The sequence below is a fragment of the Streptomyces sp. NPDC007945 genome, assembly GCF_042958885.1.
Classification (GTDB): Bacteria; Actinomycetota; Actinomycetes; order Streptomycetales; family Streptomycetaceae; genus Streptomyces.
Genome location: NZ_JBIBJV010000007.1, coordinates 255,571 through 276,778 on the forward strand (window position 1 = coordinate 255,571; position 21,208 = coordinate 276,778).

20 protein-coding genes are annotated in these 21,208 nt (G+C 70.8%); 4 read left to right on the top strand and 16 right to left on the bottom strand.

Features of this window, described 5'->3' with window-relative positions; translation table 11 throughout:
- Nucleotides 1-54: 54 nt before the first annotated feature.
- The 4 genes from ACFZCF_RS23525 to ACFZCF_RS23540 all read right to left on the bottom strand — a co-directional run bounded on the left by ACFZCF_RS23525 (nucleotide 55) and on the right by ACFZCF_RS23540 (nucleotide 4,288).
- Nucleotides 55-435 (bottom strand): FKBP-type peptidyl-prolyl cis-trans isomerase, encoded by a 381-nt coding sequence (locus tag ACFZCF_RS23525; protein WP_189949638.1) that lies wholly within the window; start codon nucleotides 433-435, stop codon nucleotides 55-57.
- A gap of 96 nt (nucleotides 436-531) precedes the next feature.
- The gene (locus ACFZCF_RS23530; RefSeq protein ID WP_388447072.1) at nucleotides 532-1,467 is read right to left on the bottom strand and encodes an FKBP-type peptidyl-prolyl cis-trans isomerase; all 936 of its coding nucleotides are present in this window, start codon (nucleotides 1,465-1,467) and stop codon (nucleotides 532-534) included.
- A 118-nt stretch (nucleotides 1,468-1,585) separates the two neighbouring features.
- Nucleotides 1,586-2,947, bottom strand: coding sequence for a Pup--protein ligase (gene pafA, locus ACFZCF_RS23535; protein WP_031013984.1), 1,362 nt, complete (start codon nucleotides 2,945-2,947; stop codon nucleotides 1,586-1,588).
- Nucleotides 2,948-3,016: 69 nt separating this feature from the next.
- On the bottom strand, nucleotides 3,017-4,288 hold the full coding sequence (locus ACFZCF_RS23540; protein WP_391288545.1) for an MFS transporter: 1,272 nt from the start codon (nucleotides 4,286-4,288) through the stop codon (nucleotides 3,017-3,019).
- A gap of 145 nt (nucleotides 4,289-4,433) precedes the next feature.
- Between ACFZCF_RS23540 and ACFZCF_RS23545 the strand changes: the two genes are divergently transcribed.
- Nucleotides 4,434-5,453: a LacI family DNA-binding transcriptional regulator gene (locus tag ACFZCF_RS23545; protein WP_388447076.1), complete on the top strand. Its 1,020-nt coding sequence runs from the start codon at nucleotides 4,434-4,436 to the stop codon at nucleotides 5,451-5,453.
- A 64-nt stretch (nucleotides 5,454-5,517) separates the two neighbouring features.
- Here ACFZCF_RS23545 and prcA read toward each other — a convergent pair whose 3' ends face one another.
- From prcA to arc, 6 genes are all read right to left on the bottom strand, one after another.
- On the bottom strand, nucleotides 5,518-6,270 hold the full coding sequence (gene prcA, locus ACFZCF_RS23550) for a proteasome subunit alpha (protein WP_388447078.1): 753 nt from the start codon (nucleotides 6,268-6,270) through the stop codon (nucleotides 5,518-5,520).
- A 46-nt stretch (nucleotides 6,271-6,316) separates the two neighbouring features.
- The gene (prcB, locus tag ACFZCF_RS23555) at nucleotides 6,317-7,156 is read right to left on the bottom strand and encodes a proteasome subunit beta (protein WP_391288549.1); all 840 of its coding nucleotides are present in this window, start codon (nucleotides 7,154-7,156) and stop codon (nucleotides 6,317-6,319) included.
- A complete protein-coding gene (locus tag ACFZCF_RS23560) occupies nucleotides 7,108-7,491 on the bottom strand; it encodes an endonuclease domain-containing protein (RefSeq protein ID WP_391288551.1) in 384 nt (127 codons plus the stop codon). Before ACFZCF_RS23560 ends, prcB begins: the two co-directional genes overlap by 49 nt.
- A 118-nt stretch (nucleotides 7,492-7,609) precedes the next feature.
- Nucleotides 7,610-7,822, bottom strand: coding sequence for a ubiquitin-like protein Pup (locus tag ACFZCF_RS23565; protein ID WP_383462315.1), 213 nt, complete (start codon nucleotides 7,820-7,822; stop codon nucleotides 7,610-7,612).
- 168 nt (nucleotides 7,823-7,990) lie between these two features.
- Complete coding sequence (gene dop / locus ACFZCF_RS23570; protein WP_388447085.1) at nucleotides 7,991-9,502, bottom strand: depupylase/deamidase Dop; 1,512 nt, start codon at nucleotides 9,500-9,502, stop codon at nucleotides 7,991-7,993.
- 181 nt (nucleotides 9,503-9,683) lie between these two features.
- Complete coding sequence (arc, locus tag ACFZCF_RS23575) at nucleotides 9,684-11,450, bottom strand: proteasome ATPase (protein WP_391288554.1); 1,767 nt, start codon at nucleotides 11,448-11,450, stop codon at nucleotides 9,684-9,686.
- 241 nt (nucleotides 11,451-11,691) lie between these two features.
- Here arc and ACFZCF_RS23580 point away from each other — a divergent pair, with 241 nt between their 5' ends.
- On the top strand, nucleotides 11,692-12,003 hold the full coding sequence (locus tag ACFZCF_RS23580; protein WP_388447089.1) for a ferredoxin: 312 nt from the start codon (nucleotides 11,692-11,694) through the stop codon (nucleotides 12,001-12,003).
- Between the two features lie 3 nt (nucleotides 12,004-12,006).
- Here the strand turns inward: ACFZCF_RS23580 and ACFZCF_RS23585 are convergent, their stop codons facing one another.
- The 3 genes from ACFZCF_RS23585 to ACFZCF_RS23595 form a co-directional block, all read right to left on the bottom strand.
- A complete protein-coding gene (locus ACFZCF_RS23585) occupies nucleotides 12,007-12,600 on the bottom strand; it encodes a hypothetical protein (protein ID WP_391288556.1) in 594 nt (197 codons plus the stop codon).
- Nucleotides 12,601-12,774: 174 nt separating this feature from the next.
- Nucleotides 12,775-13,662 carry a tRNA (adenine-N1)-methyltransferase gene (locus tag ACFZCF_RS23590; RefSeq protein ID WP_031013975.1) on the bottom strand — a complete coding sequence of 296 codons (888 nt, stop codon included), beginning with the start codon at nucleotides 13,660-13,662 and terminating at the stop codon, nucleotides 12,775-12,777.
- Nucleotides 13,663-13,681: 19 nt separating this feature from the next.
- Nucleotides 13,682-14,872 (bottom strand): site-2 protease family protein, encoded by a 1,191-nt coding sequence (locus tag ACFZCF_RS23595; RefSeq protein ID WP_391288558.1) that lies wholly within the window; start codon nucleotides 14,870-14,872, stop codon nucleotides 13,682-13,684.
- A gap of 121 nt (nucleotides 14,873-14,993) precedes the next feature.
- Between ACFZCF_RS23595 and ACFZCF_RS23600 the strand changes: the two genes are divergently transcribed.
- A complete protein-coding gene (locus ACFZCF_RS23600) occupies nucleotides 14,994-15,896 on the top strand; it encodes a PD-(D/E)XK nuclease family protein (RefSeq protein ID WP_391288560.1) in 903 nt (300 codons plus the stop codon).
- Between the two features lie 10 nt (nucleotides 15,897-15,906).
- A complete protein-coding gene (locus ACFZCF_RS23605; protein ID WP_388447098.1) occupies nucleotides 15,907-16,584 on the top strand; it encodes a response regulator in 678 nt (225 codons plus the stop codon).
- Nucleotides 16,585-16,661: 77 nt separating this feature from the next.
- Here ACFZCF_RS23605 and ACFZCF_RS23610 read toward each other — a convergent pair whose 3' ends face one another.
- The 3 genes from ACFZCF_RS23610 to ACFZCF_RS23620 form a co-directional block, all read right to left on the bottom strand.
- Complete coding sequence (locus ACFZCF_RS23610) at nucleotides 16,662-18,236, bottom strand: ABC transporter substrate-binding protein (RefSeq protein WP_391288562.1); 1,575 nt, start codon at nucleotides 18,234-18,236, stop codon at nucleotides 16,662-16,664.
- Nucleotides 18,237-18,304: 68 nt separating this feature from the next.
- Nucleotides 18,305-19,897 (bottom strand): ABC transporter substrate-binding protein, encoded by a 1,593-nt coding sequence (locus tag ACFZCF_RS23615; RefSeq protein WP_388447102.1) that lies wholly within the window; start codon nucleotides 19,895-19,897, stop codon nucleotides 18,305-18,307.
- Between the two features lie 481 nt (nucleotides 19,898-20,378).
- Entirely contained in the window at nucleotides 20,379-21,077 is a 699-nt protein-coding gene (locus tag ACFZCF_RS23620; RefSeq protein ID WP_391288565.1) for an HAD-IA family hydrolase, read from the bottom strand.
- Nucleotides 21,078-21,208 lie beyond the last annotated feature (131 nt).

Below are 21,208 nucleotides of genomic sequence, written 5' to 3' on the forward strand. Positions count from 1 at the left end.
AAGCCGAGGGCCCCCGCCGCGGAGGCGGGGGCCCTCGTGGCCGCGCGGGGCGGCTCAGCCCTTCTTCACGTCCACCAGGTCGCAGACGAAGATCAGCGTCTCGCCCGGGGCGATCTTGGCGCCGGCGCCGCGGTCGCCGTAGGCCAGGTGCGCGGGGATGACCAGCTGGCGGCGACCGCCGACCTTCATGCCCTGGACGCCCTGGTCCCAGCCCTTGATGACCTGGCCGACACCGAGCTGGAACGGCAGCGCCTCGCCGCGGTTCCAGGAGGCGTCGAACTCCTCGCCGGTGCTGAAGGAGACACCCACGTAGTGGACCTTGACGTGGTCGCCGGCCGCGGCCTCCGCGCCGTCGCCCTGCCAGATGTCCTTGATCTCCAGGTCGGCCGGCGGCTCGCCGCCCGGGAAGTCGACCTCGGGCTTCTCGATGCTCACTGCAGTGTGCTCCTCATACGGGTGGAACCGCGCGGACGATGGCCCGCGCGACCCCGACAACCTACCGCTTGGAGGGCCGGGGCGCGCGGGAACCCGTCACTGCTTGGACAGGATGTCCACGGTGAAGACGAGGGTCGAGTTCGCCGGGATCGGCCCCTGGGCCTGGTCGCCGTAGCCGTCGGCCGGCGGGACGACGAGCATCACGCGGCTGCCGACCTTCTTGCCCTCGAGGCCCTTGCTCCAGCCCTTGATGACGTTGGCGAGCGGGAAGGTGGCCGGGGCGCCCCGGTCGTAAGAGCTGTCGAACTTCTTGCCGTCCTTCCAGAGCACGCCCTGGTACTGGACGGTCAGCGTGTCGGTGGCCTTGACGGCCTCGCCCTTGCCCTCGATGACGTAGTCGGAGACCAGCTTCTTCGGCGCGTCGGTCTTCGGGACGGTCAGCGAGGGGGCCTTGCCGTCGGTGTTGGTGCCGACCTTGGGAAGGTCCTTGTTCTCCTGGGCGACGACGGTGCCCTCGGCGGACTTCGGGATCGTGGTCGCCTTCAGGATGTCGACGACGAAGACGAGGGTGGCGCCGCCCTTGATGCTCGGGGGGGAGCCCTGCTCGCCGTAGCCGAGCTCCGGCGGGATGCCGATCTCGACGCGGCTGCCGACCTTCTGGCCCTTCAGGCCCTGGTCCCAGCCCTTGATGACCTGGCCGGCACCGAGGGTGAGGGTGAAGGGCTCGCCGCGGTCGAAGCTGTTGTCGAAGGGGGTCGTCGAGTCCCAGGTCTGACCGAGGTAGTTGACCTGGAGGGCGTCGCCCTCCTTGGTCGCCGGGCCGTCGCCCTCGCTGATGACGTTGACCTTGAGCTCCTTCGGCGGGTCGCCCTCGCCCTTGGAGAGGGTCGGCTTCTCACCGAACTTCTCGCCCGCGGTGATCGCGGGGAGCCCGTTGGTCATCGAGGCGTTATCGGAGCCTTTGGTCTCGCTGCCGCAGGCCGCTGTGAGCAGCAGCAGCGGGACGACGAGAAGGCCGGCAAGTCGGCGCACGTGTTCCTCAGATCTCAGACGGCACAGTAGTTGTCCGGACACTCTAGGGGACCCGCCTGAGACGTCCAGGGCCCCGCGCGTCCTCCGCGCGGGGCCCCGGCCCGGTTTTGTGATCGTCCTACATACCGGCGATCAGCTTCTCCACCCGGTCGTCGACCGAGCGGAACGGGTCCTTGCACAGGACCGTGCGCTGCGCCTGGTCGTTGAGCTTCAGGTGGACCCAGTCGACGGTGAAGTCCCGGCGCTGCTCCTGGGCGCGGCGGATGAAGTCGCCGCGGAGCCGGGCCCGGGTGGTCTGCGGGGGCACGGACTTGCCCTCGAAGATCTTCACGTCGTTGCAGATCCGCGCCGCCTGCCCGTTCTTCTGGAGCAGGTAGTACAGCCCGCGGCGGCGGTGGATGTCGTGGTACGCGAGGTCTATCTGGGCGACCCTCGGGTTCGACATGGTCATGTTGTGCTTGGCCCGGTACCGCTCGATGAGCTTGTACTTCATCACCCAGTCGATCTCGGTCTGGATGCGGTCCAGCTCCTCCTGCTCGATCGCGTCGAGCGTGCGGCCCCACAGTTCGAGCACCTGGGCGACCGTGCCGGAGCGGATGCCGCGCCGGTCGACGAAGTCGGAGGCCTTCTCGAAGTACTCGCGCTGCACCTCCAGGGCGGAGGCCTCGCGGCCGCTGGCCAGGCGCACCTTGCGCTGGCCGGTGATGTCGTGGCTGACCTCGCGGATGGCCCGGATCGGGTTCTCCAGAGTCAGGTCCCGCATCACGGTGCCCGCCTCGATCATGCGCAGCACGAGGTCGGTGGCGCCGACCTTGAGGAGCATGGTCGTCTCGGACATGTTGGAGTCGCCGACGATCACGTGGAGCCGGCGGTAGCGCTCGGCGTCGGCGTGCGGCTCGTCCCGGGTGTTGATGATGGGCCGGGAGCGGGTGGTGGCGGAGCTGACGCCCTCCCAGATGTGCTCGGCGCGCTGGGAGACGCAGTAGACGGCGCCGCGCGGGGTCTGCAGCACCTTGCCCGCGCCGCAGATCAGCTGACGCGTCACCAGGAACGGGATGAGGATGTCGGCGAGGCGGGAGAACTCGCCGTGGCGGGCGACGAGATAGTTCTCGTGGCAGCCGTAGGAGTTTCCGGCGGAGTCGGTGTTGTTCTTGAAGAGATAGACGTCGCCCGCGATTCCCTCCTCGTGCAGGCGGCGTTCGGCGTCCACGAGAAGACCTTCGAGAATGCGCTCGCCGGCCTTGTCGTGGGTGACCAGTTCGATCACGTCGTCGCATTCCGGTGTGGCGTATTCCGGATGCGAACCCACGTCGAGGTACAGGCGGGCACCGTTCCGCAGGAAGACATTGCTGCTGCGGCCCCATGACACGACTCGGCGGAAGAGGTACCGCGCCACTTCGTCAGGAGACAGTCGGCGCTGTCCCCTGAACGTGCACGTGACGCCGTACTCGTTCTCCAGCCCGAAAATGCGGCGGTCCATGTCTGAACATTACGCCTGACAGCCTGTGCTGAAACCGGGTTGGACGTTTCCGTCTCGATCGTTTTCCGGTCAGAGGGCGTTCTTTTCGGTGTGCACGGCAGTGGCGCCGCCCCCGCTCACGGCGTGTCGCGAGCCGCGCCCGGGCGCGTCGGGGTCGTTCAGCACCCGCCCGGTGGCGAGCAGGACCAGCAGCGCCGCGAGACCGCCGGCGCCCGCCACCGCGAACCCGGCCACGGTCCCGGCCTCTTCGAGGGCGGGTCCCGCGGCGGCCGAGCCCAGGGCGGCGCCGACGCCGAAGGTGGTGACCAGCCAGGAGAAGGCCTCGGTGACCGTGCCCGCCGGGGCGTGCCGGTCCACCACGATGAACGCGCAGGCCAGGACCGGGGCGAGGAAGAAGCCCGAGAGGGCCGCGAGGCCGCTCATGGCGATCGGGCCCGGCATGAGCGTCAGCGGCAGGTAGCAGAGCGCGAGGAGCGCCACCAGGACGCGCAGCCGACGTTCGGGCGCGCCGGCCCACCGCCGGGCGCCGTAGAGGACGCCGCCGAGGAGGGCGCCGAGGCCGAGGGCGGCCATCAGCCAGCCGTACACGGACGGGGCGCCGCGGTCGTCGGCGTAGGCGACGGCGGCCACCGTGATGGAGCCGAGGGCGAGGCCCACGAAGAAGAAGGAGCCGAGCAGGGCGAGCAGCCCCGGGGAGCGCAGGGCGCCGAGCCAGTGGGCCTCCCGGGGCGCGGAGCGCCAGGCCCGGGAGGGCTCCGAGACCACGACCGACAGCGCGCCGAGCACGCCGATGACATTGATGACGAGCAGGGCGGCGGCGGGCGACCACAGGGCGACGAGGAGGGTCACCAGGAGCGGGCCGACGGTGAACATGACCTCCTGGGCGACCGCGTCCAGGGCGTACGCGCGGTGCACCCGGTCCTCGCGGCCCAGCACGCTCGGCCAGAGGGCCCGCAGGCCGCCCTCCAGCGGCGGGGTGAAGAACCCGGCGAGGACGACGGCGGCGTAGGCGAGCGGGAGGTTCCCGATGCCGGCGAGGGCGAAGAGGGCCATGCCGAGGGCGGAGAGCACCGCGGCGGGGAGCTGGACCCGGGGCTGGCCCTTGAGGTCGACGGCGCGGCCGAGGAGCGGCTGTCCGACGGCGTTGGCGAGGCCGTACGCGGCGACGAGGCCGCCCGCGAGGGTGTAGCCGCCGCCCTGGTCGCGGACGAAGAGGGTCATGGCGACGGGACCGGTGCCGTTGGGCAGCCGGCCGACCAGGGTGCCGGTGAGCAGGCGGAGCGCGTGCGGCGCCCGCAGGATGTCGCGGTAGCCGCCGTGTGCCGTGGCCTCGGTGGCCATGCGGGTCTCCCCTCCGTCGGCTCCCGCCGAGGTTTTACGTATAACTTCCGTCGTCATACGTATCATGGCGCCGTGTCGCGGGTCCACCCCGCACCCCGACCGACCCCACCCGCCGCCCACCGACACCGCCCGACGCGGAGGCCCCGTGCAGACCCCCGAACCCCCGGGCACCACCCGTCCGACCAGCAAGGACGTCGCCCGGGCCGCAGGCGTCTCGCAGGCCACCGTCTCACTCGTCCTCGGCGAGAAGTGGCGCGGCCGGGTCTCGGAACGCACCGCCGGCACCGTCCGGCAGGCCGCCCGCGAGCTCGGCTACCGGCCCAACCTCGCGGCCCGCAACCTCCGCCTCGGCCGCACCCGCACCGCCCTCCTCGTCGTCCCCGCGCTCACCAACGAGTTCTTCGCCCACGTGTACACGGGCGCGGCGGCGGTCGCCGCCGACCACGGCTTCGGCGTCGTCCTCTACCCCTCCCCCGACGGCGTGGGCCCCGCCCGCGACCCCTTCGCCTCCGCCCAGGCCGCCCTGGACGGCGTACTCGCCTCCTCGATGGCCACCGCCGCCCTGGACGCCTTCCGGGGCGGCGAACTCCCGCTCGTGATGCTCGACAGCGACCCGGCCGACCCCGGCGCCGCCGCCCACGTCAACCTCGACGTCGCCCAGGGCATGCGGCTCGTCACCGCCCACCTGCTCGCCCTCGGCCACCGCCGCTTCCTGCACCTGGCGTCCGCCGCCCCCTCCTGGACCTTCGACGTCCGGGCCGCCTCCCTCGGCGAGGCGCTGCGCGGGGCCGAGGTCCGCACCGTACGGTCCCCGCTGACCGTCGCGGCCGCCCGGGAAGCCGCCGGAGCGGCCCTGGCCGCACCCGGGCCCCGCCCCACCGCGGTGGTCTGCGACGACGACATCCTCGCGGCCGGGGTGTGCAAGGCCGCCCGGCGCCTCGGCCTGCGCGTGCCGGAGGACCTGTCCGTCACCGGCTTCGACGACATGGCCCTCGCGACGGCCGTCGAACCCGAGCTCACCACCGTCCGGCTGCCCGCCGAGGAGTTCGGCCGCCGGGGCATGGAGGCACTGCTCGCCGTCCTGGCGGGCGAGCCCGCCCGATCGGACGTCCTCCCCGCCGAACTGGTCGCCCGCGGCTCCACCGGCCCCGCACCGGCCCCCTGAGCCCCGGAACGCGCAAAGGGGCCCGGTCCTGGTGGACCGGGCCCCTCCGCACGCGCGGGCGCGCCTACTCCTCGGCCGCCTCGTCCGAGGGCTCGTCCGTCTTCGCCAGCGCCGCGTTGTCCGCCTCCAGGAGGCGGGAGAGCTGGCGGCCGACGATCCGCTTGAACTTCCGCTGCTGCGGACGCGTGCGGTCCAGCACCGCCACCTCCAGCCGCTCGGCGGGGATCTCCCGCTCGGTGCCGTTGGTGTCCCGGGACAGCGCCTGCACGGCGAGCTTCAGGGCCTCCGCGAGCGACATCCCGTCCCGGTGGCGCTGGTCCAGGAAGGAGCTGATCTGCTCCGCGTTGCCGCCCACCGCGACCGAGCCGTGCTCGTCCACGATGGAGCCGTCGTGCGGCAACCGGTAGATCTGGTCCCCGGCCGGCTCGGTGCCGACCTCGGCGACCACCAGCTCCACCTCGTACGGCTTCTCGCCGGCGCTGGAGAAGATGGTGCCCAGCGTCTGCGCGTACACGTTGGCCAGACCGCGCGCCGTGACGTCGTCCCGGTCGTAGGTGTAGCCGCGCAGGTCGGCGTAGCGGACGCCGCCGATGCGCAGGTTCTCGTACTCGTTGTACTTGCCGGCGGCGGCGAAGCCGATCCGGTCGTAGATCTCGCTGAACTTGTGCAGGGCACGGGACGGGTTCTCGCCGACGAAGACGATGCCGTCGGCGTACTGGAGGACCACGAGGCTGCGGCCCCGCGCGATGCCCTTGCGGGCGTACTCCGCGCGGTCGGCCATGGCCTGCTGGGGGGAGACGTAGAACGGTGTCGACACCGGCGCTCGTCCCTTTCTTCTGGGCTGTGAGGGGGCGACGTACGGGTCAGAGCAGGGCGGCGCGCGGACCGTCCGGCTGCTCCATACGCCGCTCGGTGATCGAACGGGCCAGCTCGGAGGATTCCGCCTCGCTGAGCCTGCGGAAGCCCTCCTCGGTGATGACGGTGACGATCGGGAAGATCCGGCGGGCCAGGTCCGGGCCACCGGTCGCCGAGTCGTCGTCCGCCGCGTCGTACAGCGCCTGCACGACCAGGGTGGTCGCCTGCTGCTCCGAGAGGTCCTCGCGGTACAGCTTCTTCATGGAGCCGCGGGCGAAGATGGAACCCGAGCCGGTGGCGGCGTAGCCGTGCTCCTCGGAGCGGCCGCCGGTGACGTCGTACGAGAAGATCCGGCCCTTCTCGCGGCCCTCGTCCCAGCCGGCGAAGAGCGGCACGACGGCGAGGCCCTGCATGGCCATGCCGAGGTTGCTGCGGATCATGGTGGAGAGACGGTTCGCCTTGCCCTCCAGCGAGAGCGTGGCGCCCTCCACCTTCTCGAAGTGCTCCAGCTCCAGCTGGAACAGCTTCACCATCTCGACGGCGAGACCGGCGGTGCCGGCGATGCCGACCGCGGAGTACTCGTCCGCCGGAAACACCTTCTCGATGTCCCGCTGCGCGATCATGTTACCCATGGTGGCCCGCCGGTCACCCGCGAGCACGACGCCCCCCGGGAACGTCGCGGCCACGATGGTCGTACCGTGCGGAGCCTCGACGATCCCCTCCGGGAGCTTCCGGTTGCCCGGCAGCAGCTCCGGCGAGTGGTCGCCGAGGAAGTCGATGAAGGAGGAGGAGCCCGGCGTCAGGAAGGCTGCCGGTAGACGCCCCGTGCTACGAGTGTTGGGTTCCACAGGTTTCCTTCCACGTAAGCGGCCGCCCGCCTGATGACGTCCGGCCGATCCTTGAGTTGCCCCAGAGCCGCGTTGCAGCTGAAGCACAGTACGCCTCGGACCTTACCCGTCCGATGATCGTGATCCACATGCTCCGCCGGACTCTCCTGGCAGATCACGCAGACACCCGCCGGGCGGCGGTCAGCGGCTCGCGCTCGGCTCCGGTGCGGCCGCACCGAGGCCGCTGACGGCGCCCGCGTGCCGCCGGAGCGGGGCGCGCCCGCAGCGCGTCGAGAGCCCCTCCGGTCCCCGCCCTCGCCGGTCCCGCCCGGAGCGGGGCCTTGATCTGCCGCCACGTGCGGCGGTACGTGCGCCCTGCCGGCGCGTCCACCCGAGAGCGGACGTTCTCACCCGGCCGACTGCCGTTGCCGATCAAGCCCCCACCCGCGTTCCACCTTCGAATCGGCGGTGGGACTACTCGCCACCCTTTTGTACGAAGGACCGCACGAACTCCTCGGCATTCTCTTCGAGTACGTCGTCGATCTCGTCGAGGACCGAGTCCACGTCCTCGCTCAGCTTCTCCTGGCGTTCCTGGAGGTCGGAGTTCGCCTCCGTGGTGGTCTCCTCGACCTCCTCCGTGGAACGCGTGGCCTTCTGCTGTCCGCCGCCGGTGTCCTTGGCCGCCATTTCCTCACCCCGCTCGAATCGGATCGCTCGGACATGTGCTGCTGGGGTCCTGCAAGATCAGACCCTACAAGCCGGGACCGACATCGGCCCCCGCGTTTCCGCAACGCCCGTGCACTGCTTCCATGATTCCCAGGCCCCAGGTATTTCAGGCCCTTTTCCGGTCTCGAATCAGTTGCCCGAGAGGACTCTGACGAGCTCCTCCGCCGTGCGGCAGCGGTCCAGGAGGGCCGCCACATGGGCCTTGGTGCCCCGCAGGGGCTCCAAGGTCGGGACGCGCTGGAGCGAGTCGCGGCCCGGCAGGTCGAAGATCACCGAGTCCCAGGACGCGGCGGCCACGTCGTCCGCGTACTGCTCCAGGCAGCGGCCCCGGAAGTAGGCCCTGGTGTCCTCCGGCGGCGCCGTCCGGGCCCGCTCGACCTCGGCCTCGTCCAGGAGCCGTTTCATGCGCCCGCGGGCCGCCAGCCGGTTGTACAGGCCCTTGTCGGGCCGCACGTCCGCGTACTGGAGGTCGACCAGGTGCAGCCGGGGGGCGTCCCAGTCCAGGCCGTCGCGGCGCCGGTAGCCCTCCATGAGCTCCCGCTTGGCGATCCAGTCCAGCTCGCCGGCGAGGCTCATCGGGTCGTTCTCCAGGCGGTTGAGGGTGTCCTCCCACCGCGCCAGGACGTCCCTGGTCTGCTCGTCGGCGTCCGTGCCGTACCGCTCGTCCACGTACTTCCTGGCCAGCTCGAAGTACTCCATCTGGAGCTGCACCGCGGTGAGCGTCCGGCCGCTGCGCAGCGTGACGAGGTACTGGAGCGAGGGGTCGTGCGAGACGTGGTGGAGGGTGCGGACGGGCTGGTCCACGGCGAGGTCGACGGTGATGAACCCGTCCTCGATCATGGACAGGACGAGCGCCGTGGTGCCGAGCTTGAGGTAGGTGGAGATCTCGGAGAGGTTGGCGTCCCCGATGATCACGTGCAGCCGGCGGTACTTCTCCGCGTCGGCGTGCGGCTCGTCACGGGTGTTGATGATGGGGCGCTTGAGGGTGGTCTCCAGGCCGACCTCGACCTCGAAGTAGTCGGCGCGCTGGCTGATCTGGAAGCCGTCCTCGCGGCCGTCCTGTCCGAGGCCGACGCGGCCGGCGCCGGTGACGACCTGGCGGGAGACGAAGAAGGGCGTCAGGTGGCGCACGATGTCCGAGAAGGGGGTCTCCCGCTTCATCAGGTAGTTCTCGTGCGTGCCGTAGGAGGCGCCCTTGTTGTCCGTGTTGTTCTTGTAGAGGTGGATGGGCTGGGCGCCGGGGAGCTGGGCGGCGCGCTCGGCCGCCTCGGCCATGATCCGCTCGCCGGCCTTGTCCCAGAGCACGGCGTCGCGCGGGTTGGTGACCTCGGGGGCGCTGTACTCGGGGTGGGCGTGGTCCACGTAGAGCCGGGCGCCGTTGGTGAGGATCACGTTGGCGAGGCCGATGTCCTCGTCGGTGAGCTGGCTGGAGTCGGCGACCTCGCGGGCGAGGTCGAAGCCGCGGGCGTCCCGCAGCGGGTTCTCCTCCTCGAAGTCCCAGCGGGCGCGGCGCGCCCGGTGCATCGCCGCGGCGTAGGCGTTGACGATCTGGGACGAGGTGAGCATGGCATTGGCGTTCGGGTGACCCGGGACGGAGATCCCGTACTCCGTCTCGATGCCCATTACTCGCCGTACGGTCATGCGGCCCTCCTTGCCCGGCGGCGCTCAGTGCGCGACTCGGCGGTACCAAGAGCCTAGAGCGGCTCCGCGCTGGTGGGGAGATCACTTGCGGTATTTCCCGGATATGGCCGGGAGTTTTTCCGGTACGAATGCGACGGCTGCGGATGCCCGGTTTCCGGACATCCGCAGCCGGTCTGCGCTTCTACAGGTACTGGCCGGTGTTGGCCACCGTGTCGATGGAGCGTCCGGTGTCCGCGCCCTGCTTTCCGGTGACGAGGGTGCGGATGAACACGATCCGCTCGCCCTTCTTTCCGGAGATGCGGGCCCAGTCGTCGGGGTTGGTGGTGTTGGGCAGGTCCTCGTTCTCCTTGAACTCGTCCACGCAGGCCTGGAGGAGGTGGGAGACGCGGATGCCCTTCTGGTTGTGGTCGAGGAATGCCTTGATGGCCATCTTCTTGGCCCGGTCGACGATGTTCTGGATCATCGCGCCGGAGTTGAAGTCCTTGAAGTACAGGACTTCCTTGTCGCCGTTGGCGTACGTGACTTCGAGGAAGCGGTTCTCCTCGGATTCGGCGTACATCTGCTCGACGACGGACTGGATCATTCCGTGGGCGGCGGCGGCCTTGGAGCCGCTGTGTTCGGAGACGTCGTCCGAGTGGAGCGGAAGGTTGGCGGTGAGGTACTTGGCGAAGATGTCCTTCGCGGCCTCGGCGTCCGGACGCTCGATCTTGATCTTCACGTCGAGCCGGCCGGGCCTCAGGATCGCGGGGTCGATCATGTCCTCGCGGTTCGAGGCGCCGATCACGATCACGTTCTCCAGGCCTTCGACGCCGTCGATCTCGGCGAGCAGCTGGGGGACGATGGTGTTCTCCACGTCCGAGCTGACACCGGATCCGCGGGTGCGGAAGAGCGATTCCATCTCGTCGAAGAAGACGATGACGGGGGTGCCTTCGCTGGCCTTCTCGCGGGCCCGCTGGAAGACCAGGCGGATGTGCCGCTCGGTCTCGCCGACGTACTTGTTGAGGAGTTCGGGGCCCTTGATGTTGAGGAAGTAGGACTTCCCCGCGGGCTGGCCGGTGACCTCGGCGACCTTCTTGGCCAGGGAGTTGGCGACGGCCTTGGCGATGAGGGTCTTGCCGCAGCCGGGCGGCCCGTAGAGCAGGATGCCCTTGGGCGGCCGCAGTTCGTGCTCCTTGAACAGGTCGGGGTGGAGGTACGGGAGCTCGACCGCGTCGCGGATCAGCTCGATCTGGTTGCCCAGGCCGCCGATCTTGTCGTAGTCGACGTCCGGGACCTCTTCGAGGACGAGTTCCTCGACCTCGCTCTTGGGCACGACCTCGTAGACGTACCCGGACCGGGAGTCGAAGAGCAGGGCGTCACCGGAGCGGATGGTGATGTCCAGGAGCGGCTCGGCGAGCCGCACCACCCGTTCCTCGTCGGTGTGGCCCACCACCAGGGCGCGCTCGCCGTCCTCCAGGATCTCCTTGAGGGTGACGATCTCGCCGGCGCGCTCGAACTCCATGGCCTCGACCACGTTGAGCGCTTCGTTGAGCATGACTTCCTGGCCGCGCCGGAGCTCTTCGAGCTCGACGCTGGGACTCACGTTCACCCTGAGCTTGCGGCCGCCGGTGAAGATGTCGCACGTGCCGTCCTCGTTGGCCTGAAGGAAGACACCGAATCCGGCCGGCGGCTGTGCGAGCCGGTCGACCTCCTCCTTGAGGGCGACGATCTGGTCGCGCGCCTCACGGAGCGTGTTCGCCAGCCTTTCGTTCTGCGCGGACACGCCGGCCAGGCTGGTCTGCAGCTCGACGATCCGCTCTTCGAGAATCCTCGTGTGTCGCGGAGAGTCGGCGAGCTTGCGGCGCAGGACGGCGATTTCCTGCTCGAGATAGGCAACCTGGCCGGCGGGGTCTTCAGACCCTCGCCCCGGCCGGATGCCGCGGTTGATGTCGTCGTCGTGGGCTGCCACGGTCCTCACCTCCTCCAAGGGGAGCTGGACGCATCCTGACCCTACCTGCGTGGGTGATGATTGAAACCCCTAGATCAAAAAGACTCCGGGGTGTGTCCGATCTTCACCCTTGCGCTTCCCCTCTCGCCAGCTGAATACCCACCCTTCGGGCTCTGAAAGCGGGCAGTTGTATCGTCGTGAGGGGTCAACACCCGCGGGTCGCGGCCTCAATTGTCCGCGCGGAGCAGAAACGGCAGAAGAGATGAGCGTGCAGCACGAGGCTCCGGCCGACGGGGCCGAGGAGGCCCTGGAGGTCTGGATCGACCAGGACCTGTGCACGGGGGACGGTATCTGCGCGCAGTACGCTCCCGAGGTCTTCGAACTGGACATCGACGGGCTCGCGTATGTGAAGAGCGCCGACGACGAGCTGCTGCAGGAGGCTGGGGCGACAACCCCGGTGCCGCTGCCGCTGCTCCAGGACGTGGTGGACTCGGCGAAGGAGTGCCCGGGCGACTGCATCCATGTGCGGCGGGTCCGGGACCGCGTCGAGGTGTACGGCCCGGACGCGGAGTGACGCTCAGGCGCCGAAGGCCGTCGCGCCGGTGGTGCGGACGAAGGCGCCGCCGGTCCATTCCCAGCTGACCTGCTCCTTCTGGTCGGGGCAGCAGCTGGGGACGTCGGGGGACGAGTAGCCGAGCAGGGTGGCGCGGACGGCTCCGTCGCGGATCGCGAGGCCGGTGACGCTGCGCTGTTCGCGCGGGTCGACGAGGGTGGCGACCACGCGCGCGGGGGCGCCGTCGCCGCGGCCCGCGGTGAGGACGTAGACGCCGGCGGGCGGGGTTCCTGATCCGGCTTCGCAGTGTACGACCGCAACGGTCTCGGGCTTCTCGTCGCCGTCGAGGTCGCCGGTGGCGGTCCGGGCGACGCGGTGGTCCGCTCCCCCGCACCGCAGGGGGTAGTCGGCCGTGCCGGGGTCGGGTGCGGCGGCCGGTCCCGCCGCCGCGGGGGCGGAAGCGGAAGCCGTGGCGGGGCCCGCTTCGGCGGCCTCGGGACTCAGGGTGCCGGCGAGGGCGACGACCGCGGCGGTCGCGGTGGCGGTGGCCAGCCAGTGCAGCGGCCGGGCGTGGGTGTGAGCGAGGTCCACGGTGTCCGGGGCGGCGGAGGGCTGCACGCGGGAGGTCTCCTGTGAGGGTCGTGCCGAGGGGTTGCGGGCATCGTGCCACACGTCACAGGGCGGCGGAACCGCCGGGGTGGGGAGAGCGCGGTGCCGAACACGGCGACGCCGCCGCCCGGTTCCCCGCGGGGCGGGGGCGGACGGCGGCGTGGGCGGGATCCTGTCGGAGTGTCAGCCCTTGTTGGGGCCGTCGTAGTCCTCGCCGTAGGCGCCCTTGGCGGGGCGGCGGCGGCGCATCGGGGGTTCGACGCCGTCCGCGAGGCGGCGGGCGGTGACGAGGAAGCCGGTGTGGCCGATCATGCGGTGATCGGGGCGGACGGCGAGGCCCTCGACGTGCCAGTTGCGGATCATGGACTCCCAGGGCTGAGGCTCGGCGTAGCAGCCGATCTCGCGGATGGACTCCACGGTGCGGGCGAGCTGGGTGGTGGTGGCCACGTAGCAGCAGAGGATGCCGCCCGGGACGAGGCTCTTGGAGACGGCCTCCAGGCACTCCCAGGGGGCGAGCATGTCGAGGATGACCCGGTCGACGTCGGTGTCGGTCAGGTTGTCCTGGAGGTCGCCGACGGTGAGCTGCCAGGCGGGGTGGGGGCCGCCGAAGTAGCGCTCGACGTTGCCCTTCGCGATCTCGGCGAAGTCCTCGCGGCGCTCGTAGGAGTGCAGCATGCCGCTGTCGCCGATGGCGCGGAGCAGGAAGCTGCTGAGCGAGCCGGAACCCACGCCGGCCTCCACGACGCGCGCGCCGGGGAAGATGTCGGCGAAGGCGAGGATCTGTCCCGCGTCCTTCGGGTAGACCACGGCGGCGCCGCGGGGCATGGACAGGACGTAGTCGGGGAGCAGGGGGCGCAGCGCGAGGTAGGCCACGTTTCCGGTGGTGCGGACAACGCTGCCCTCGGGAGCGCCGATCAGCTCGTCGTGCGGGAAGGAACCCTTGTGGGTGTGGAAGTTCTTTCCCTCTTCGAGCGTGAACGTGTAGTGGCGGCCCTTGGGGTCGGTCAGCTGAACCTGGTCCCCGACCTTGAAGGGCCCGCGTCGGCGGGCGGCACCGGTCGGTTCGGACATGGGAACAAGAGTACCGGGCCTAGGAGGAGGGTCGTGCCATGGCCTTCACGAAGGCGCGCTCGACGTCCGTGGTGGCGAGGACGCCGTAGATCTCGCCGGTCTCCTCGACGACCAGGTACTCGGTGGCGGGGGTGGTGCGGAGGTGGTCGAGGAGGGGTTGGCCGGTGAGCTCGGCGGGGACCCGCATGCCGTCCGTGAGGTCCTGGGCGAGGGTGGTGACGGCGACCCAGGGGCGGCGGTGCTGGGGGACGGCGGCGATGGCGGCCTCGCGGACGATGGCGGTGGGCTCGCCGGTGGGGTCGACGACGACGAGGGCGCGGGCGCCCGCCTCGTTGGCGCGGCGGAGGGCTTCGGAGAGGGGGGTGGCGGGCTCGACGGGGATGGCGCGGCGGGTGAGGGCGCGGGCGCGGAGCTCGGGGAGGTGTTCGCGGAGGCGGGCCATGCGGAGGCTGTTGCCGGCGCCGGTCCAGATGATGGCGGCCAGGATGGCGGCGAGGAGGGCGTCGGTGACGGTGGTGAAGCCGTCGATGTCGGCGGTGGAGTTGCCGAGCCATCCGGTGCGGGTGAGGAGGGGGAGGCCGATGAGGACGGTGACGGCGAGGGCGCGGCCGACCCAGGCGGCGGCGATGGTGCCGCTCATGGGCTTGCCGGTGATCTTCCAGACGACGGCGCGGAGCATCCGGCCGCCGTCGAGCGGCAGGCCGGGCAGCAGGTTGAAGATCGCCACGATGAGGTTGGAGATCATCAGGCCGGCGAGGAGGACGCCGGGGACGGTGCCGGGGTCGACGGCGTACAGGGCGAGGTAGAAGGCGCCGGCGAGGACGAGGGAGAGGAGGGGGCCGACGAAGGCGAGGACGAATTCCCGGCCGGGGGTCTCCGACTCCTTCTCGATCTCGGAGACGCCGCCGAAGAACTGGAGCTGGATGCGCCGCACCGGGAGCTTGAAGCGGAGGGCGGCGATGGTGTGGGCGAGCTCGTGGACGAGGACGGAGGCGTAGAAGGCGACGGCGAAGAAGAGGGAGACGAGGTAGCGCGCGGCGCCGAGTTCGGGCAGGACCCGTTCGATCTGGTCGCCGAAGACCCAGGTGATGAGGGCGGCGACGAGGAACCAGCTGGGCGCGACGTAGACGGGCACGCCGAAGGGGCGGCCCATCAGGATCCCGCCGCCGGGTTCCTCGGTCCGCTGCGGCTTGGGCTCGTCCTGGTTCACGGGTTCCTCTCGTCGCCGGGTGTGACCGCGCCGCCGCGTCACGGATCGATCATGCAGCGCGACGGGTCGTGCGTCGATGGTATGCGGCTCGCTGTCGGTGGCGGGTCGTAGGGTCTGTGTCATGAGTACGAGCGAGCGGCTCCCGGAGGGGCCCCGGGCGCCCATGTCGCTGTCGCCCTCGCGGGCGAGCGACTTCATGCAGTGTCCCCTGTTGTACCGGTTCCGGGTGATCGACCGGCTGCCGGAGAAGCCGAGCGCGGCGGCGACGCGCGGGACGCTGGTGCACGCGGTCCTGGAGCGGCTCTTCGACGATCCGGCGGCGGAGCGGACGGTGCCGCGGGCGAAGGCGATGGTCCCGGGGCAGTGGGACCGGCTCCTGGAGTCGAAGCCGGAGCTGGGCGAGCTGTTCGCGGACGATCCGGCGGGCGAGCGGCTGGGGCAGTGGCTGGCGGAGGCCGAGGGTCTGGTGGAGCGGTGGTTCACGCTGGAGGATCCGGCGCGTCTGGAGCCGGCGGAGCGCGAGCTGTTCGTGGAGACGGAGCTGGAGTCGGGGCTGCGGCTGCGCGGGGTGATCGACCGGGTGGACGTGGCGCCGACGGGTGAGGTCCGGATCGTCGACTACAAGACGGGGAAGGCGCCGCGGCCGGAGTACAGCGAGGGCGCGCTGTTCCAGATGACGTTCTACGCGCTGGTGGTGTGGCGGCTGAAGGGTGTGATCCCGCGCCGTCTCCAGCTGGTGTACCTGGGGAGCGGGGACGTGCTGACGTACGACCCGGTGGAGGCGGACCTGCGGCGGGTGGAGCGGAAGCTGCACGCGCTGTGGGACGCGATCCGGACGGCGACGGAGACGGGCGACTGGCGTCCGCGGCCGACGAAGCTGTGCGGCTGGTGCGACCACCGGGCGGTGTGTCCGGAGTTCGGGGGGACTCCCCCGGTGTATCCGCTGGAGATCGTCTCCGCGCGCCCGGCGGAGGCGGGTGGATCGGTGCAGGGCAGAATGGGCGACGCCCGGCCCCCCTCGTGAAGGAGCCCCTGTGACGATTCGCGTCCTCCTGGTCGACGACCAGCCGCTGCTGCGCACCGGTTTCCGGATGATTCTGGAGGCGGAGCAGGACCTGGCGGTGGTGGGCGAGGCCGGTGACGGTCTGCAGGCGCTGGACCAGGTGCGGGCTCTGCAGCCCGATGTGGTGCTGATGGACATCCGGATGCCGCGGATGGACGGGGTGGAGGCGACCCGGCAGATCACCGGTCCCGGCCGGGACGGGCCGGCGAAGGTCCTGGTGCTGACCACCTTCGATCTGGACGAGTACGTGGTGGAGGCGCTGCGCGCGGGCGCGAGCGGCTTCCTGTTGAAGGACGCCCCGGCGAACGAGCTGGTGCAGGCGATCCGGGTGGTGGCGGCGGGCGAGGCGATGCTGGCCCCGTCGATCACGCGGCGGCTCCTCGACAAGTACTCGGCGCACCTGCCGACGGGTGAGGAGCGGATGCCGGACACCCTGGGCACGCTCACCGACCGTGAGGTGGAGGTGCTGAAGCTGGTCGCGAAGGGCCTGTCGAACGCGGAGATCGCGGCGGACCTGTTCGTCAGCGAGACGACGGTGAAGACGCACGTGGGGCATGTGCTGACCAAGCTGGGTCTGCGCGACCGGGTGCAGGCGGCGGTGTACGCGTACGAGAGCGGCCTGGTGCGTCCGGGGGCCAACGGCCAGTAGGGCCGGGTGACGGCGGTACGGGGAAGGGCCCGGCGCGCGGGGTGCGCGTCGGGCCCTTCGCCGTGTCCGGATCGGGGTCAGCTCTTGCGGAGCTCCCAGAAGCGGAAGACGGTCGAGGCGTCGAGGGTCCATTCCAGGCCGGTGACGCCGTCGCGGGTGACGGCGTACTGCTTGCCCTGCCAGAGCGGGAGGAGCGGGAGCTCCTCGGCGACGGCGTCCTGGATGGCGCCGTACTCCTCGTCCGTGGTGGAGCGGTCGGCGGTGGCGGCGGTCTTCGGCAGGTGGGTGCCGGTGATCGCCTTGTTCTCGTAGTGGTTGCCGAGGACGTTGCCCTCGCCGAAGAACGGGGAGGTGAAGTTGTCGGCGTCGGGGTAGTCGGGGACCCAGCCCTTGACGTAGACGCCGTACTTGCCGGCGGCGATGTCCTTCTCGTACTGCTCGAAGGGGACGGACTTGACGTCGGCGGTGAAGAGGCCGCTGGCGTTGAGCTGGGCGGCGATGGCCTTGAGCTCGGCGTCGGTGGAGGGGCCGTAGCGGCTGGGGGTGGACCAGAGGGTCAGGGCGACCTTGGCCTTGATGCCGGCGGCGCGCAGCACCTGCTTGGCCTTGGCCGGGTCGGGGGCGCCGTAGGTGTCGAAGAAGGCGGTGTTGTGGCCGTCGATGCCGGCCGGGACGATCGAGTACAGCGGGGTGGCGGTCGACTTGTAGACGTCCTCGACGAGGGCGTCGCGGTCGACGAGGTGGGCTATCGCCTTGCGGACGGCGAGCTTGCCGGCGACCGGGTCCTTCATGTTGAAGACGAGGTGCTGGACCTCGGCGCTGCCGCCCTGGACGATCTGGACGTCGTGGTCGCCGTCGGCGTTCTCCAGGGCGGAGATGTCGGCGGCGGAGAGGCCTCGGTAGGCGATGTCGACGTCGCCGTCGGTGAAGGCCTTGGCGAGGGCGGTGCGGTCGCCCTGGTACAGCTTGAGGGTGATCTTGTCGTTGCGGCGCTCGGCGGTGCCCTGGTAGCCGGTGTTGGCGGAGAAGACGGCCTCGGTGTCGCCGAAGGAGTCCAGCTTGTACGGGCCGGAGCCGACGGCCTTGCCGTCGGTGCGGAGCGCGTCGGCCGGGTACTCGCGGTGGTCGACGATGGAGCCGGCACCGGAGGCGATCTTGCTGGGGAAGGTGGCGTCCGGGACCTTGAGGCGGAAGACGACGGTCCGCTCGTCGGGGGTCTCGATGGTGTCGATGGTGGAGAGCAGCGGCGCCGGGCCGGAGGGGTCGGCGATCTTCAGGGCGCGCTCGAAGGAGAACTTGACGTCCTCGGAGGTGAGCGGATTGCCGTTGGAGAACTTCAGGCCGGGGCGGAGGGTGCAGGTGTAGACGGTGCTGCCCTCGCCGAAGCCGCACTTGTCGGCGGCCTCGGGCTCGGGGACGGAGCCGCCCTTGGGGAAGGCGAGGAGGGACTGGAAGACGTTGTTGAACAGCAGCCAGGAGCCGGGGTCGTAGCCGGCCGCCGGGTCGATCGCCAGGATCTCGTCCGACATGCCGACCCGGATGCCCCCGGCGGCGCCGGAGCCCGCGCCCTGCTCGGTGCCGCAGCCGCCGAGGAGGGCGGCGGAGAGGCCCGCGGCGAGCGGGGCGGTCAGCCACTTGTGGTGCGTCTTCACAGAACTTGCCTCGTGATCTCTTGCCAGGCCGGCCGCGCGTGGCCGCGCGGCCGGTACGAACGAAGGGGTCAGGCGGTGGTGCCGCGGCTCAGCTCCCAGAGGAGCAGGTCCGAGGAGGTGTTGAGGGCGTACTCGACACCGTTGATGTCGTCGCGGGCGGCGACGTACTGCTTGCCCTGCCAGAGCGGCAGGACGGGCACGTCCTGGGCGACGATCTTCTGGATGCGGTGGTAGACCGGGTTCGCGGCGGCGCGGTCGGCCTCGCGGCGGGACTGCGGGATGAGCTGGTCGCGGACGGTCTTGTTGACGTACGGGGTGCCGAGGAAGTTGTCGCTGTCGAGGAAGGGCGCGACGTAGTTGTCCGGGTCCGGGTAGTCGGGGAACCAGCCGAGGCCGTAGACGGCGTAGTCGCCGCGGCGCTGGGCGGGGCGGAACTCGGACCAGGCGGTGCCCTTGACGGTGACGTCGAAGAGCTCGCTCGCGACGAGCTGGTTCTTCAGCGTCGCGAACTCCTGGGCGGTCTCCTCGCCGTAGTGGTCGGTGGTGTAGTTGAGGGTCAGCTTGACCGGGGTCCGCACGCCGGCCTTGCGGAGGATGGCGGCGGCGCGGCCGGCGTCGCCCTCGCCGTACTCCTCGTAGAAGGGGGTGGCGTGGCCGCTGATGCTGGAGGGGATGAGCGAGTAGAGCGGCTCGGCGGTGGGGCCGTACACGCGGTTGACGAGGGCGCCGCGGTCGATGACGGCGGCCATGGCCTGGCGGACGGCCTTCTCCTCGACGGCGGGGGCCTTGGTGTTGAAGCCGAGGTAGCGGATCTCCAGGCCGGGGACCTCGGAGACGCGGATGCCGGCGGCGGGGCTCTCGGTGAGGTCGCGGACCTGCTCCTGGGACAGGGAGCGGGCCATCATGTCGATGTCCTTGCTCTCCAGGGCCTTGCCCATGGCGCCGGCGTCGGCGAAGGCGCGGAGCTCGACCCGCTCGTTGCGGGGCGTGATGTCGCCCTTGTAGCGGGGGTTGCGGGAGAAGACGAAGCGGGTGGCCTGGTCGCCGTTCTGCTCGGTCTTGAGGGTGTACGGACCCGAGCCGTCCACCACGAAGCCCTCGCGGAGCTTGTCGGCGGCGTACTTGTCCTTGCTGAGGATGCCGGCGACGGGGGTGGAGAGCTTGTACGGGAAGGTGGCGTCGGGGGCGTTGAGGTGGAAGACGATCTCGCGGTCGCCCTTCGTCTCGACGGTGTCGATCGTCGACAGGAGGGCGGCGGCGCCGTTGTCGGACTTGATCTTCCGGACCCGGTCGATGGAGAACTTGACGTCCTCGGCGGTGACGGCGGTGCCGTCGGCGAAGGTGAGGCCCGCGCGCAGGACGCAGCGGTAGCTCTCGCTGGCGGTGTCGGTGAACGCGCAGGTCTCGGCGGCCTCGGGCACGGGCCGGCCGCCGCCGCGGGGGACGTGGACCAGGGTCTGGACGGTCTGGCGGAGGATGTTCCAGGCGCCGGTGTCGTAGGCGTAGGCCGGGTCGAGGGGGGCGGGGGCCTCCTCGGTGGCGACGAACTGGTCGGTGGTTCCGACGACGATGGCTCCGGCGTCCTCCCCCGTGCCGCACGCGGCGAGCAGGGGGGCGAGCAGTCCGGCCACGGCCGGCAGCACCAAGGTCTTGCGGTTCATCAAGGGACGTTCTCCTCAGCCGGCCTGGAGTACAGCGGTCATGACGACACTCCGCCGCCGGCCGCCCGGTCGGGGCGGGAGCGATCGGGCCGGGAAGTTGCGATCGGTCCTGTGTTCTCGGCGACTTGGGTATGCGCCGGCGCACGCGGTGATTGCGGCGAAGTACTCGCGAAAGATTAGTCGGCGGCGGTGCCGCGGCCGGACGGGGTGGCCGGTGGGGGGTAATCGCAGGGTGATCATGAATGCGAGGGCATCGATAGTCATGCGGTGCGCGAGGCGGACGCGAGTGAGCGAAACGGGACACAAGGGGGCGGCGGACGTCCGCATTCCGGGCAGGGAACGGCTTCAGGCCACCCCTCGGCGAGCACGCTGGGTGACCAACGTCACGCGCTCGAAATTCGAGGGATGGCCTGAAGCAATTACCCCGGGGGAAAGCCCCGGGGGCCGCCCGGGGTACCGGCGGGAAAAGCTCAGATAAGGCTCAGATTCCCGAGACGAGGGCGCGCAGGAAGGGCACGTCGACCTCTTCCAGGGAGCGGACCACGACCCGGCCGGGCAGCGCGGGGATCGGCGCGACGGAGGGCACGGCGACGACCCGGCAGCCGGCCGCCTCGGCGGCGGCGACACCGGTCGCGGTGTCCTCGATGACCGCGCAGAGGGCCGGGTCGGCGCCGACCCCCCGCGCGGCGGTGAGGTACGGCTCCGGGTGCGGCTTGGTGCGGGTGACCTCGTCGCCGGCGACGGTGAGGTGGAAGCGGTCGCGGCCGAGGGACTCCAGGACGCGGTCGATGATCCGCCGGTGGGAGGCGGAGACGAGCGCGGTGGGGATGGAGTGCCGGGCCAGCTCGGCGAGGAGGCGCTCGGCGCCGGGCATGAGGGGGACGCCGCGCTGGATGCGCTGCTCGAACTTGTCGTTGAGCAGCACGGACAGCTCGTCGAGGGTGATGTCGGCGCCGGTGGATTCGATCAGGTAGCCGGCGCTGCGGGTCATCGGCCCGCCGACCACGACGTCCTTCCAGGCCTCGTCGAGCCGGTGTCCGAGGTCGGCGAAGACCTCGACCTCCGCGTCCCACCAGAAGCCCTCGGTGTCGACGAGGGTCCCGTCCATGTCGAGGAAGACCGCCTGCAGGGCGGAGCTTCCGTTGGCGCGGAACAGGGACGCGGGGACCGTACTGGTCATCCGGCACACCTCCATGGAGGGACGGAAAGGCCGGCCCCCGCTCCCGGTACGGGGAGGAGGGCCGGCCTGCACTGGACCGACCAGTGTACGTCGCGGTCACCGTGGGCGCCGTGATGTGACACACGGCGCTC